Source organism: Trichormus variabilis 0441, assembly GCF_009856605.1.
GTDB lineage: Bacteria > Cyanobacteriota > Cyanobacteriia > Cyanobacteriales > Nostocaceae > Trichormus > Trichormus variabilis.
In genome coordinates this window covers 3094824-3108929 of the sequence record NZ_CP047242.1, presented here as the reverse complement: position 1 = coordinate 3108929, position 14106 = coordinate 3094824, and the positions used below count along the sequence as shown (strand labels likewise).

At 41.6% G+C, this 14106-nt stretch carries 14 protein-coding genes; 5 read left to right on the top strand and 9 right to left on the bottom strand.

Annotated features, from left to right (window positions below; all coding sequences use genetic code 11):
- Nucleotides 1–30 precede the first annotated feature (30 nt).
- The gene (tsaD, locus tag GSQ19_RS12665; protein ID WP_011318301.1) at nucleotides 31–1071 is read right to left on the bottom strand and encodes a tRNA (adenosine(37)-N6)-threonylcarbamoyltransferase complex transferase subunit TsaD; all 1041 of its coding nucleotides are present in this window, start codon (nucleotides 1069–1071) and stop codon (nucleotides 31–33) included.
- A 283-nt stretch (nucleotides 1072–1354) separates the two neighbouring features.
- Here tsaD and GSQ19_RS12660 point away from each other — a divergent pair, with 283 nt between their 5' ends.
- The 3 genes from GSQ19_RS12660 to GSQ19_RS12650 all read left to right on the top strand — a co-directional run bounded on the left by GSQ19_RS12660 (nucleotide 1355) and on the right by GSQ19_RS12650 (nucleotide 2825).
- Nucleotides 1355–1849: a photosystem I reaction center subunit III gene (locus GSQ19_RS12660; RefSeq protein ID WP_011318300.1), complete on the top strand. Its 495-nt coding sequence runs from the start codon at nucleotides 1355–1357 to the stop codon at nucleotides 1847–1849.
- A gap of 37 nt (nucleotides 1850–1886) precedes the next feature.
- The gene (psaJ, locus tag GSQ19_RS12655; RefSeq protein WP_011318299.1) at nucleotides 1887–2036 is read left to right on the top strand and encodes a photosystem I reaction center subunit IX; all 150 of its coding nucleotides are present in this window, start codon (nucleotides 1887–1889) and stop codon (nucleotides 2034–2036) included.
- Between the two features lie 270 nt (nucleotides 2037–2306).
- Entirely contained in the window at nucleotides 2307–2825 is a 519-nt protein-coding gene (locus tag GSQ19_RS12650) for a photosystem I reaction center protein subunit XI (RefSeq protein ID WP_011318298.1), read from the top strand.
- A gap of 155 nt (nucleotides 2826–2980) precedes the next feature.
- Here the strand turns inward: GSQ19_RS12650 and gmk are convergent, their stop codons facing one another.
- The 6 genes from gmk to hetZ form a co-directional block, all read right to left on the bottom strand.
- Nucleotides 2981–3580 (bottom strand): guanylate kinase, encoded by a 600-nt coding sequence (gmk, locus tag GSQ19_RS12645; protein WP_011318297.1) that lies wholly within the window; start codon nucleotides 3578–3580, stop codon nucleotides 2981–2983.
- A gap of 186 nt (nucleotides 3581–3766) precedes the next feature.
- Complete coding sequence (gene remA, locus GSQ19_RS12635) at nucleotides 3767–4033, bottom strand: extracellular matrix/biofilm regulator RemA (RefSeq protein ID WP_010994282.1); 267 nt, start codon at nucleotides 4031–4033, stop codon at nucleotides 3767–3769.
- A 1039-nt stretch (nucleotides 4034–5072) separates the two neighbouring features.
- A complete protein-coding gene (locus GSQ19_RS12625) occupies nucleotides 5073–7400 on the bottom strand; it encodes a transglutaminase TgpA family protein (protein ID WP_041456077.1) in 2328 nt (775 codons plus the stop codon).
- A 325-nt stretch (nucleotides 7401–7725) separates the two neighbouring features.
- The gene (gene patU3, locus GSQ19_RS12620) at nucleotides 7726–8502 is read right to left on the bottom strand and encodes a heterocyst pattern formation protein PatU3 (protein ID WP_011318295.1); all 777 of its coding nucleotides are present in this window, start codon (nucleotides 8500–8502) and stop codon (nucleotides 7726–7728) included.
- A 52-nt stretch (nucleotides 8503–8554) separates the two neighbouring features.
- Nucleotides 8555–8698, bottom strand: a complete 144-nt coding sequence (locus GSQ19_RS12615; RefSeq protein WP_153228357.1) for a hypothetical protein — start codon at nucleotides 8696–8698, stop codon at nucleotides 8555–8557.
- On the bottom strand, nucleotides 8691–9896 hold the full coding sequence (hetZ, locus tag GSQ19_RS12610) for a heterocyst differentiation protein HetZ (protein ID WP_011318294.1): 1206 nt from the start codon (nucleotides 9894–9896) through the stop codon (nucleotides 8691–8693). The genes GSQ19_RS12615 and hetZ overlap by 8 nt, the downstream gene beginning before the upstream one ends.
- A 207-nt stretch (nucleotides 9897–10103) precedes the next feature.
- On the opposite strand from hetZ, the gene GSQ19_RS12605 reads away from it, so the two are divergent.
- The gene (locus GSQ19_RS12605; protein WP_011318293.1) at nucleotides 10104–10577 is read left to right on the top strand and encodes a hypothetical protein; all 474 of its coding nucleotides are present in this window, start codon (nucleotides 10104–10106) and stop codon (nucleotides 10575–10577) included.
- A 95-nt stretch (nucleotides 10578–10672) separates the two neighbouring features.
- Here GSQ19_RS12605 and sds read toward each other — a convergent pair whose 3' ends face one another.
- Nucleotides 10673–11644 (bottom strand): solanesyl diphosphate synthase, encoded by a 972-nt coding sequence (gene sds / locus GSQ19_RS12600; protein ID WP_011318292.1) that lies wholly within the window; start codon nucleotides 11642–11644, stop codon nucleotides 10673–10675.
- A 1023-nt stretch (nucleotides 11645–12667) separates the two neighbouring features.
- Between sds and GSQ19_RS12595 the strand changes: the two genes are divergently transcribed.
- Nucleotides 12668–12865 (top strand): hypothetical protein, encoded by a 198-nt coding sequence (locus GSQ19_RS12595; protein WP_041456076.1) that lies wholly within the window; start codon nucleotides 12668–12670, stop codon nucleotides 12863–12865.
- Nucleotides 12866–13092: 227 nt separating this feature from the next.
- Here GSQ19_RS12595 and murI read toward each other — a convergent pair whose 3' ends face one another.
- Complete coding sequence (gene murI, locus GSQ19_RS12590) at nucleotides 13093–13971, bottom strand: glutamate racemase (protein ID WP_011318290.1); 879 nt, start codon at nucleotides 13969–13971, stop codon at nucleotides 13093–13095.
- Nucleotides 13972–14106: the final 135 nt, after the last annotated feature.

Here is a 14106-nt window from a genome sequence, read left to right as displayed (position 1 = left end):
ATAATTGTAAAGACGCGATTAATCGCGTCTTTACTGATATAACTTCATCACTTGGCTAAGACTGAGGCGTGACTCTACGCCTAAGGTGATGGGGGATAGATGACCCCGTGATAAGTGATCGGCGGCAGCGCAGGCTATCATGGCGGCGTTATCGGTACAGAATTTTAGGGGGGGAAAGAGGACGCGGAGATTATTTGCGGTGGCTGCTGCTTGTAGGTGCTGTCTCAAACCACTGTTAGCGGCTACCCCACCACCTACAGCAATGGTATCTAGACCATAGTCTAAAGCACAGGCGATCGCTCTCTTGGTTAATGCCTTGGCTACTGTCGCCTGGAAGCTGGCGGAAATGTCCTCTATAGGCAATGGATCTCCATCCCTCTCTAATTGCTGCACTAAACGCAGTACAGCCGTCTTTAAGCCGCTAAAACTGCCATCATAGGGATGATATCCCCCACCAGCTAAGGACACTTTTCCTTCCGGCAACGCAAAGGCTTGAGAATTACCTGTTTGCGCTAGTTTATCAATGACTGGGCCGCCAGGATAACCCAGCTTTAATAGCCTAGCTACTTTGTCAAAAGCTTCCCCAGCAGCATCATCACGAGTTTCACCCAGACTTTCATACCTGCCACATTCCTTAACGTAAATTAAGCTTGTATGTCCCCCAGAAACCAGTAAGCTAAGAAAAGGGGGATCTAAAGTTGGCTCACTCAAATAAGTCGCGTAGATGTGACCTTCAAGGTGGTGAACTCCCAAAAATGGTTTATTGTGTAAGATTGCTAAAGTTTTGGCAGCAGTTAGCCCCACTAACAGCGCTCCTACAAGTCCAGGCGCACAAGTGGCAGCGATCCCATCGATTTTATCCCAACCTAGTTGAGCTTGATCCATCGCTTGAGCGATCGCGTCATTTATCGTTTCCAAGTGCGCTCGTGAGGCTACCTCCGGTACCACTCCACCGTACTGCTGGTGGACTGGAATTTGTGAAGCTATGATACTGCTGCAAACTTGACGATTGTTAACAATTGCCACGGCAGTTTCATCACAGCTAGTTTCGATTGCTAAAACAGTTGTCATTGCTACGAAGAAGTAATGAGTGCTGAGTCTTGAGTCCTGAGTTTCCGGGTATGAGGTCTAAAATAATTTTCCCTAATCATGAGAAATTTTACTCAGCACTTACTACTCGGTACTCAGCACTCTCTAAAGATTTGTTTGAGAAGCTTTAACTTTTATTTACTTAAACTTTACTCGATTCCCACGCAAGAGTATGATGACTTGCTAGTTAAGCAAATCAAGAATGTACAAGCCGCTTCGTTTTGTACAAAAAACTTTTTCTTGTGTAATAAAAGGAAACAAATCCATGCGTCGATTGTTTGCTTTGATTTTAGTGATTTGTCTGTCATTCAGTTTCGCTCCCCCAGCCAAAGCCCTGGGAGCTGATCTGACACCTTGTGCAGAAAATCCCGCATTTCAAGCACTGGCAAAAAATGCCCGCAATACTACAGCAGACCCCCAATCAGGACAAAAACGTTTTGAGCGTTATTCTCAAGCGCTTTGTGGTCCGGAAGGCTATCCTCACCTGATTGTTGATGGTCGTCTTGATCGTGCTGGTGATTTTCTAATTCCCAGCATTCTCTTCCTCTACATTGCCGGTTGGATTGGTTGGGTAGGTCGTGCTTACCTACAAGCAATCAAAAAGGACTCAGATACTGAACAAAAAGAGATCCAACTCGATTTGGGTCTTGCGCTACCCATTATCGCTACCGGCTTTGCTTGGCCAGCAGCCGCAGTTAAAGAACTTCTTTCTGGAGAATTAACTGCTAAGGACTCTGAAATCACTGTTTCTCCCCGCTAATTCCACCTAATCAATTTGTTCGTTTGGAGAATAAATCATGGCAGACAAAGCTGACCAATCTAGCTACCTAATTAAATTCATTTCCACAGCACCAGTTGCAGCTACTATCTGGCTGATAATCACGGCTGGGATTTTGATTGAATTCAATCGCTTTTTTCCAGATCTACTTTTCCATCCCTTACCATAAGTTGAGACAGGGATTTTAAGGCAGTTTAATCTGTTGTTTTTAGCCTATTTTGTGTGATTAATTTGCTTTATTAATTTAGTCAAATTATCACTCAAATAGGCAGTAAAAATTATTTCTAGAAACTCGTAAAGCTAGAATTAGCTTACGAGTTTTATAATTTTAAGTAATCTAAATTAATTTTTCTAAACTTATCGAATAAAAAACGTCCTTAGCTACAATTATTATTAATATAAAAATGCCACCATTGTATTTTTGAGGCAAACATAAAATATGGCGCAAGCAGTAGACGCATCAAAAAATCTCCCCAGTGACCCCAGAAATCGGGAAGTGGTTTTTCCGGCAGGACGCGATCCTCAATGGGGCAACCTAGAAACCCCGGTTAACGCTTCTCCCTTAGTCAAGTGGTTTATTAACAACCTACCCGCCTATCGCCCAGGTCTCACCCCTTTTAGACGTGGATTAGAAGTAGGTATGGCTCATGGTTACTTTCTGTTTGGCCCCTTTGCCAAATTAGGTCCACTGCGGGATGCAGCTAATGCTAACTTAGCAGGTTTGTTAGGTGCTATAGGTTTGGTGGTGCTTTTCACACTTTCTCTGTCTTTGTACGCTAATAGCAATCCACCCAAGGCTCTTGCCAGTGTTACTGTACCCAATCCTCCTGATGCTTTCCAATCCAAAGAAGGCTGGAATAACTTTGCCAGTGCTTTTTTAATTGGTGGTATTGGTGGCGCGGTAGTTGCTTACTTTTTGACTAGTAATTTTGCTTTAATTCAAGGTCTAGTAGGCTAATTTAGTTTTTGATCATTGGGGAACCACTGCATTATAGTGGTTCCCCTTGTATTAGGTAATAAGAACACAAAAGAAAACCATCATCTTCTCTATGTGTCCTTAGTTTTGATTATTCGGTGTAAAAAATGGTTGGCTTTGATTTTATAGAATATCGATTATCCAAATAAAGCTACTTCGATCGCCTGGAGTGCAGCTTCAAAATCGTCATTCACAATTTGAATATCAAATTCATCCGCAGCTTGAATCTCTTCTGTGGCACGTTGTAAGCGACGGGCGATCGCTTCCTCTGAGTCCTGTCCACGTCCCCGAATCCGTTTCTCCAACTCTTCAAAGGAAGGCGGCAGAATAAAAATACTCAACGCTTCAGGGAAAGAAGCACGAATTTGTCTTGCCCCGGCTAGTTCAATTTCCAGCACAACTAACTTACCAGATTGAATTTGGTTCAGTACAGCTTCACGAGGAGTGCCATAATAATTACCCGCAAATTCTGCCGATTCGAGAAATTCGCCTTGAGCAAGCAATTCTTCAAATTTGTTGCGGCTAATGAAGTAATAGCTTTCGCCATTTACTTCCCCAGGACGGGGAGCGCGAGTTGTTGCAGATACAGAGTAATAAAGTTCCGGATGACGCTGAAGGAGCGATCGCATTAAAGTACCTTTACCGACCCCACTAGGCCCGGTTAAAACAATCAGCTTGCCTGACGATGGATTTTCTTTGGTAGTAGCACAATTCTGGATGGATAAAACTTGCATCATCCGTTAAACCTGTGAATTAATCAAGAAACATCATTCATTAGATAAGTTAGTAATTTAATCTAGTCTACGTTACCAGCGCAAACCTTAACTAACGAATTTGTAGCACGAGTGACAGAAAACTTGTCTAATTCACATAGTACTGCTGATGTGGTGCAAATCTGGGCGGGTTTTTACTCCTCCCACCAACTAATTTTCTACACTCTGATGCTCGCGGGAAATGACGAAACGATTTGCTACCGTTTCCGGTTGAATCGCCGACAAAATTACGTGGCTGGAATCAGTGATAATTACAGCTCTTGTTCTGCGACCATAAGTCGCATCAATTAACTGATTTTTGTCCCTAGCATCGGTAATAATCCGCTTGATAGGCGCTGATTCCGGACTAACAATGGCAACTACTCGGTTAGCAGATACAATGTTGCCAAAACCGATATTAATTAACTGTATTTCCATAAAAAAACTGACACCTTATGTGGTGTACTAAACTAAAGAGGATTGTATTCTCATGTTATCCCGAAAAAATAAGAGTTACAACGCATTACATTTAGCCACGTTGAGTTTTTATGTAACTCATGCTTTTTTTAGCTATTTATTAGTCAAATTTACTTAAAATATGCCCAAAGGTATAGGCATTAACCAGTCAATAAGAGCTAGAGCCAAGTTGACAGTACAAATACTATCTAAAGGTAATTGATGACGACTTTCCTCTTCCCCAAGATATTAAAATATTGGGGGAGATATCTGTGCTAAGTGATATCTACAACAAGTTCCAAGTTTTTTAAACGGTAAGCTTAAACGCTTTTAACGGCTAAAAATAAATACGATTTATCAATTAACGTATCTAGGTAATACGACGGTAGAGTCAATTCAGGCTGTTGGAAAATCTACGGACATTATTCTTGATCATCTTCATCAAAAATAGGTTTTTGGGTGGAGTGTCGCACAAATAGAGTCTGAACAATATCATAAATAATAGTAAAAATAATCCGATAAATATTTTTTCCTTTTCCGTAAATAAGTTGATGGATTTATTGCTCGAAAAAGTTATTTTCAAATGCTAATGAGCATCGATAAGGCATATTTTCTGGGGATAAAATAGCTTTATATAAGCCTTCTATCCAGATTCTATGCTTACGAGATAAATCATTGCTCAACCATAAATAAGCTTCTTCGATCGCCCTTTGTGCTGACGGTTGTAAATAACCTGATATTTCTGGCTCATTGGAACCTGTCTAATTTCTCAAACAGTTCATTAAAAAATTCTTCCGCCTTTTTCCCTTATCCTTCTTGCATCTGTTCCAAGCCTAGCTTCATACCCTTTAAAGTTTCCACTAACTCAGCAGCTTTTAGATGCTGCTGAAACTAATTCTGCTTTTCTATTCACGGTGAGGACTAGGGGATGTTTTGTGTGCTTAATAAGATTGAAGCGAGTGAAGCAGTGTGACTTTTTGCTTCACTCGCCCCAGGTAAATTTAGAAAAAGCTTTGTATCTCTACAAGCTACTATTTACCCGATCGTCACCCACCTTTTTTATCTTTTCCCATTTTTGTCGCAGTTGATTTAAGTTAGGTTTTTGACCACCATACCGCCAGCCAACATAGGCTTGACAAATCTCATCTATAACTTGGGCGGTGGTACTTCCGTGATGGTGATAGGCTACTTGGGCATACTCTAAAGGTGTTTGGGCTGGATGTTTACCCAAGCCTTTTTTAGCTGTCCATTGCAGCATTTGTTGATAAAGGCTTTCCATTGGGGGTAGTTGACGTAATCGGCGATGGTTACGCCATTCTCTCCACTGTGTCCAACCTAACCAACCAAAGAAAGCGGTTGTCGTTCCTACAAGTAAGCCAGTTAATACGCCAAACCAACCTTGAGTAAACAGAGTAAAAAACCAAGCGATCGCCTTACCAATCCAACTAAATAATGTCCCAAATATAGTATTAAACAAACCTGTCACCGGAGTCGGCAACCATCCAGCTACCCATTGCCAAAATTGCCGCAATACACTAAAAGTCTGCACATCCTCAACTGAAGGCGGAATCAGTGGATGATTGGGAATTGGGTCGAAGGTAAACCAACCATATTTAGGGAAATATACTTCCGTCATCGCGTAAGCATCTGTGTTACGTACAACATACATCCCTGTAAATGGATTAAATTCCCCCGCACTGAACCCAGCTACTAACCGTGCAGGGATACCAATAGACCGTAGCATTACCGTCAGAACTGTGGAAAAGTGGTCTGGATAACCGCCTTTATGTTTGAACAAAAACGCTTCTACTAAATCTTCCTTTTCACTCAAATAGGGCAACTCTAAAGGATTTTCAGGGATGGAATAGTTTTGTTTGAGATATTGCGCTAAATAAAGCGCCTTCTCATAGTCGGAATCCAAAGTCTTTTGAGTTTGCGATTTCCAGACCAGTTGTTGATCGTAATCGGCTAAAATTTCTTCGGTACGTTGCTTAACTTTAGACGCAATTTCTGGAGGAATTTGTAGATAATAATTTTTGATGCTATCGGGATAATCGTTAGCGGCTTTTCCCAGTAAAGTGCGATCGCGGTAAGGTACTTCGGAAATAACTGTATAGGTCAAATCTTCCGATAAACCTACAGGTGCGCGTAACCCACCTTCTTTATCAACAGCAATCATGGGTGTGGGAAAGTAAACTTCCCTGGGATAAGACATAGCAGGAATCAGGTTAGGCAAATCCGATACTACAGTGTAAGTCTGCACTACTTCCCTAGTTTTGCCAGATATTGGTGGTGGTGATAAATATATTTGATAAGACCAAGGCGATCGCCTCAGGGTTGTCACATCATCATTACGGGAAATATCCCAACCTTTACCTGTGTAACGGTCAAAAGCCAACACTCGCCAAAAACCCTCAACTTGCGATCGCACCCGCATCACTACCTTGGGTTTCATTTCTCCCCGCAGGTTTTGGTTGATCTGGTTATTGAACCCGTAATAGAAGCTATCATCTACCTTTCCTGGTTGACCATTTCCACTTTGTTCATTTTCACCACGACCGTTACCTTGATTGTCAGCATTACCTTGACGAACATAACCAGGATTAATAATGCTACGGCCAGTAAAACTTTGGTTGACCTCGATAGGCGAACTCACAGGAAAAGTCCGCAGTTGATAGCCAGGGAATCGGGGTAATAAGGCAAAGACTACCAAGCCTAACCCCACAACTACACCAAATAATAAAAAATAAGTAGGTAAACCAGAGGATAATTTCTTTGTTTTTGAATTTTGAATTTTGAATTTTGAATTGTTTAGCCCCAATTGGGAACGATAATTGATGACTAAAGTGGGGATGGCGATCGCTAAAAACAATAATAAAACAGGTGCGAATGCCAGGGTTTGGCTTAATGTTGCGGCTACACCCAACAAAATCAACCCAATCACAATAGAATAACCCAAGTCTTTGCGACGAGGTACATCAAAACTGTGGAGGACTTGTAGTTGAATTAACAACTCGGCTAAAGCCAACCGCGTATCATTCAATTCGCCAAATAATCGCCCAAAGAAAGCCCCCAATGCCATTAACATTCCAATAGCAATGCAAAACTTGATGGGAATATTGGGTTTGCGGCGATGATAATAACCCCAAACTGTTCCAACTACACTTATGGGTATTGCCCAGAAACTGAATGTAGTCCCTGCGGCAATATCCATAGCCACAATTCCAGTAATTACCAACGCTAGCACTAGTACCCGCAGCGAAATGGAATTTTCTACTTCCATCAAAGGCGAACCCTGGTGATTTTGTCCCCAATCAAGACTTACAGGTAAACGCCAAAATTGATTCATCCTGGTTAATTTAAACATTTCTATTGTCAGTCAAGAAATAAAGTAGATGCTTATAGATACAAACTTTCGGGAAGTTCCTCTAAGAAAACAGGAACTCCCCGAAAGTAAATTTTGGGAGTATAGGTAAGTTGTAAATTTTCATTCTCGCTGCGGGTTATTGTAGAAGCCCTAATGACCCTTGATTGAGAAAAATATTAGCCGTGAACCAACTATTGGCACTAATCAACCATCAGTTGAAAGAGGTACAAAAGCTAATGCCAGAAGATGTACTACCTCCAGCTTCTTTCTACCTTCATCTCTATTGTGCTAGCGGTGGCAATTTCAGCTATGTTGTGGGATTAATGACAAACAGCAATGGTTTCTGATCGAGTTCGGGACAATCAACCTCTAATGTATAAGATGGTTGAAGTTGTTTACAGGTCAACTCTACACTCAAACATCCTGGGCTTGATGACTGTGCGATCGCAATACTGCCATTACCTTGGAGTGTCAAAATACCTTGAGTAGGTAAATCACTGTGGACAACTAACTGGGTAACATCACCTTTGGCGTAGTATTCTACCCGCAAAGTTAAAGCACCAAGGCTAGTCAGCCAAAGTCTTTCTACCACTGGTTGAGTGGCTGACACTGGTAGAGTCAAGTTAGCTAGCAACTGTTTAGCAGCCAACAAAGACAACGCCATTTGTTGACGAGAGTCTAAATCTGCATAATCACTCTGAATATTAGGCATTGTATCCAGACTTTCTGGCGATCGATAGTTGGTTCGCAGTACTAACCCAGCTAAGTCATTGATTGTTTGTGACTCGTTAGGGAAGAAACCTTCCACTACCTGAACTAATTTTGCGCCTAAGGGTAGTGAAGATGCGACCATCTGCTGGCACTTTTCCAAGATTTCTTGGAAAACTCTTTCTGGTAGGTTCACTGGGAGATTCAGTTTTGTTTGCTGGGCTAACCATCCCCAATTAGGAGCTAAAGCCAATGATGGCTCTTCTATATAATCTGGGTAATCCACTATTTGGCTTTCCCAGGGGAATAGAGGTGGGTGGTTTTCGATGTGAATCTGTAAACGACGCTTGATTACGGCTTGAAAACGTTCTTGCACAGTAGGAATTTCTCCTAATCAAAAGGTTTGGGGCTGCCTTTTCAGATTATGCTTACCTCATTTGTGAAGTAGCAAGTTGAATCGCATTGTCCCCATCGATTCCTTGACAACTTTCCCTACTATTTTCGTGTTTGTTGACAATGGATGCCAACAAACCGAGTAAGTACTGTTGCAAAGATTCTGAGTCACTATTCATGAGTAGATGCACTTGATCCGGACACTAGGGAATTACGAATTTCCCAAGCTTGTTCTAAAATCTTAAACCACCGTTTCTGTAGTTGTGCCATTGATAACCCTAAAGTTTTGGCAATTTTTTCATCTGGTTGACCTTGTTGTTTCAAATCTAATAAAGACCTTTGTTTGTCGTCTAGCTCTGCTGTGTAAGCTTCCCATTGTTGAGGAGTCAAACCCAAATTAGTATTTAAGGAAGCTTCTAACCATTCGTGGACCAATTCCCAGCGATGTAACAAAGCGAACCGAATCAAATGATACTTGAAGCGTTGTTGTAAGTAATCTCGCTGACGTGGAGTTAAACCTAAAACGTTCTCAATTTCTTGAGCTGACATATCCTGAAGACGTAAAGAAAAGTAATCAGCACAGTCAGATTGTTGTTTCTGCTCCAGATAGTCCATTAATTCTGTAATCACTACAGAACGTAAGGTGTCTTCTTCTGGTTCTGGTTCTGGTTGGGTAGCCATTGCAGAGCGTAAGCGCTGTACTGCTGGTTCTTCCCATGTACCATCACCATCATTAGAGCTACCTTCGGCGGCTTGTTCAATATCGACGTTGGTTTCTGGTGGTTGCTGTTGGGAGAAAGTTTGCGCCCGCAGGATAATCAACTGTTGTTGTCTTCCTGGTAAGGGAATGCGGCGCTTACCATAGCGCTCGGTAAATGCCATATACTCTGCCAACTCTAGAAGAGTTTGGGGACGGTAGGTAGGACCGAGTTGATTTTCGCGGCGGAAAGCGTTTAATGCTTCTAAATAAAAACTTTGTAAGAAATCTTCTATAATAGTCAGCCGCCCTTGATAGCTTAATTGGCGCTGAGGGGGATTAATGTAACGATAAATAATAGCGCTGAGTGTGCTGTGTAGTTCGACTCTGCCTCGGTTAGAACCTTGTTGATAATATCTCAAACATTGTTGTAGCCGATGCTTGGCTAGGGTCATGGCTGAACTTTCTACAGCGCCAGAAGCTTGAATCCGTTTACTTTCGGTACAAATTCGGTATACTTCTGTAGTGATACGATTTGCTACATCATGACAATTCTGGTCGGAAGCTTTGGTAAACTGTTTTAGCTCTTTGTAAATCAGTTTGAAGATGACCTCTGTACCAAAAGAGTTTTCTTCGAGAAGATTTGCGGTTGGAATAGTTGCTGTTGCGGCTGAATTCATAGTCTCGACTTTCACTAGACCCTAACAATAAACTTACATACAACCTGTGACGACTGTGGGTATTGGCATTATGGTTTTGCGGATAAACTAAACGCATACCAATTTGTAATGAGGATGTGGTTGATTTTATTATTCCCAACTCTAGTGGGAGAGATCACATTTTGATAAATGTTATTGCCATTACCCAGGAGCCGTTGACAAGTAATTATGGATTTAGAAGCACAAATACAATTGCTGATTAACAATGCACCCAATGATGGCGTTACACCACATCTTGTTGCAGCAATTGCTCCTTTGCTTGTGGCGATCGCTCAAAAGTTGCGTCACACCCAGTACTACATTCTTCAAGATTCGGAAGGTAGCTGGGTCTTGACTACATTGAGAAATCGAGCAAACCCAGGAATCGAAAAGCGTGTTGTTTACGCTTTCCCTACCATACAGGATGTTTCTCTAATCTCACCTGCTGGGCTAGACCCTCACATTAGTGGCAAGATCACCCCAGTTACCCACATTTTGTTCCAATTGGTGGCATTAGAACCCGTAGATAGTATCGTTTTTTTGGAAACACCGGGTAAGACCACTCACACCTTTGAATTGCGGCGGGCTGATTTCCAGAAACGTATGTACAAACAGTTAAAAAGCCAGCGATCGCCTAAACCGATACCCCCAGATATTGCCTAAAAAAATTTTGGATGTGGGATTTCTTCAATACATCCCACATCCAAAATCGCAAATGTCAACAATCGCTAATTTAAAATCGAAAATTTTAAAATTGACTAATATAATCGGCTTAGTGTGTATTCAGCTATGTTGATTAGTGCTTGGTGAGATTCCGAAGTTGGCAGTGTCGTTAGATGCTCAATTGCTAACTTGGTGTGATGAGCAGCTAAATCTCGTGCTTTCTGTATGCCTTGACTATTTTGGATGAGTTCTAGTGCTTGCTCTAAATCTCCTTCTTGGGCAAACTCTCGTTCAATCAGCACTTCTAAGTATGGTTTTTCCGCTAGAGCAAATAAAACCGGTGCGGTGAGATTGCCACTTTTGAGATCAGACCCAGCCGGTTTACCAAGAGTGTCTGTGGTGCTGGTGAAATCTAAAATGTCATCGACAATCTGAAATGCTATGCCCAAGTGACGACCATAGGCGTAGAGATGTTCGGCAGTTTCTGGGGAAACTTCGCTCAATAAACCAGCAGCTTTGGAACTGTTAGCAATTAAGGAAGCTGTCTTGTAGTAGCTCTTCTCGATATAATTCTCGATGGAAATACTCGCGTCAAAGCGGTTTAGTCCCTGCTGAATTTCCCCAGTAGCCAAATCCATAATGACTTCTGAGAGAAGTTTCACCACCTGTAAATTGTCCAAGTTTGCTAAATACCAGGAAGATTGAGCAAATAAGAAATCTCCTGCTAGGATGGCAATTCGATTGCCAAACAAACTGTGAACGGTGGGTACACCTCGCCGTACTTCAGATTCATCGACCACGTCGTCGTGTACTAAGCTGGCCGTATGAATCATTTCTGTAATCTCGGCTAGCCGTCGGTGACGCGGCGTAATATCTTGCTCTAACATTGTTGCTCTTGATATCAGCAGCACGATTGCTGGTCTGATACGCTTTCCCCCAGCTCCGAATAAATGTTCGGCTGCCGCAAACAAAATGGGGTGGCGATTTCCAACTAGCTGTTTCAGGTTATCTGCTAGTATTCGCAGGTCTGCTTCCACAGGGGTAAACAGGGAGGTGGCTGGGGTCATGGATTGGCGGACTCTGACTTTGGTTACGAAAGTTTACATATCCTATACTCATTTTAAGATAAGCCTGTGCCTGTGCAAGGTTTTGCTTGGGATATTCTCATTTTCTTTACTGGGATAGGGTATTAGGCACTGGAGATTGGGGATTGAGCAGCAATTGTTGAATTTTGAATTGATTTGTCCCCTTTCCGGAATTTGTTAATGTCTACTGAACTTGACTAACTGCTACGTACCTACCGTAATAAATTTAGTCTCGTAAAAATTTATACTTTTGGATAAATAATAAAAAGTCTTTGTTGTTTTCAGATAATTCGTGGATCTCAAAAATCCGAGTTGCAGGATACATATCTTTAGTGGCCTGGAATACAACTCTGGATATATACTCATTGTCTTCACTAATACTTCTTACAGATTAGTTATTTTTAGGTTAAGACTAAGTTCTTCTAACCTCTGTGTAACCATCTAGAAATTTTGAAATTTAGCCTCAAAGTTGGCTTCAAAGTTTGAGTTGTTGTGTTACGCTAAAATGTAAGGATTTTAAATTTTTCAAGTATTCACCGCGCAAAATTAGATCACTTTTCAAGTGATGTTAATTTTCTCGCGTGGCGAATCGAAAATAGTGCATTGTCAAGAACAGAATCAAGGAAGTCTTTTCTCATCTCTTTTCTTGATGATCAGAACTCTTTATTCGGAGCTAGGCAACTCTCATGGGAGAAGTTGCTGCAAGTTTCGGGCTTGCGTTGAGCGTAAGCATGGCTCCTGATATAAGATGTCAGCAAAATTCACGCGGACTAGGTAGGCTGCTGAGGCAATCATTGTAAGTCACTATTTTAGTGACCCAACTGTTGTCGGATGTATGGTCTGCAAAAATCAATTAAATATTAAATCCGTTGGGCAAAGAGAATTAAAACTCTACGGAAAGATTTGCCAATGCAAAACGTGGCCATCAAGAGTGAACTTGGTTGGCTAAAGTCTTGCTAATTTTATGCGATTTCATTATGTATTTGAAAAAGTGTGGGTGGCACAATGATTTACGGGAATATGCCTATGATGATTTTTATTTTAGCTTCTGGATACCTATTCACAGTTTACCTATTATTAGGATTAGCTAAACGAACTGGGAAAAAATCCAATATTAATAATCGTTCTGTGGTGGCTAAAAATAATAGTCAACAACAATTGTCTATTTCACCTACAGTCACTGAGATAGTCAATAGTCAATAGTTATTAGTAATAATTTGAACTAGAAGTTAGTGAGGCTATAACTATTAATTCTGAATTCGTAATACCCTACAGGAGCGCTGCGCCTAAGCAATTGATTTAGGTAGTTTCGCCATAGATAAATTTACGGACAAGTGCCTAAATACTCTACCGTGAAGCAAAAATTTATAGTTAAACAGTAAGACGAGCTTCTATTTGTAGGGTAATCATTACGAATTAGGAATTACGAATTATGCCAAATCCTGTTGAAGTTGGGAAACTGGTATGCCAGTAAAATCGACGGCTTCAACTAAGGGGGTATAACCTAACCAATTTACTCCTGATTGAGAAAACTGTTGGGGACAACCACTAACGGCAAAGCGCGTTGGTAATGGTGGGTGAGTGTTGCTGAGTCCAAGGATGTCTAATTCTTGGGTACAAGCTGTGACGACGTGAACAGCAGGGTCAATGATTTTGACTTGGGGGGGGAGAAGCGATCGCAGTACTGGCGCAAGCAAAGGATAATGGGTACAGCCATAAACTAAAGTATCAATATCTTGCTGAATTAGGGGTTCTAAATAAGCCCTGGCTACTTCTGTGGTGTATGGGTCTTGGATACGGTTTTGTTCAATTAGGGGAACAAATTCCGGACAACCAACTTGCCAGACTTCGACATTGGGGTCTATTTCCCAAATTGCTTGACGATAGGCATTACTTTTGGCTGTAGCTGGAGTAGAAATTACGCCAATACGCTTACCTTGCTGTACTGCGGCTTTAGCCCCAGGCAGGATGACACCAAGAATGGGGAAGTCATATTCCTCACGAACAATATCTAAAGCGAGGGCAGAACTGGTATTGCAAGCCATGACTACCATTTTGACGTGTTGTTGCTGCATCCAGTCAAGGATGTCGCGCACAAACGTTAAAATCTCCGCTTGCGAGCGGATACCGTAAGGTAGTCTAGCTGTGTCACCAAAGTATATTACCGATTCATTGGGTAGTTGGCGATAGATTTGCCGCAGTACCGTTAACCCGCCTACACCACTATCAAATACGCCGATGGGGGCGCGTTGAGGTTCTTGTTCTGAGAAACCGTAAAGATTACCTTCAATGCTGGAAGATGAATACACAGGCAGATATTGTTAGAGATTTTGGAATATTAAAATACAGAATTTAACAGACAATTTACCAATTGACTACCCAATTCTGTATCTACACGCAGTTTACATACCACCTCTAGAGTGAGTAATTGAGACTAAATTTTT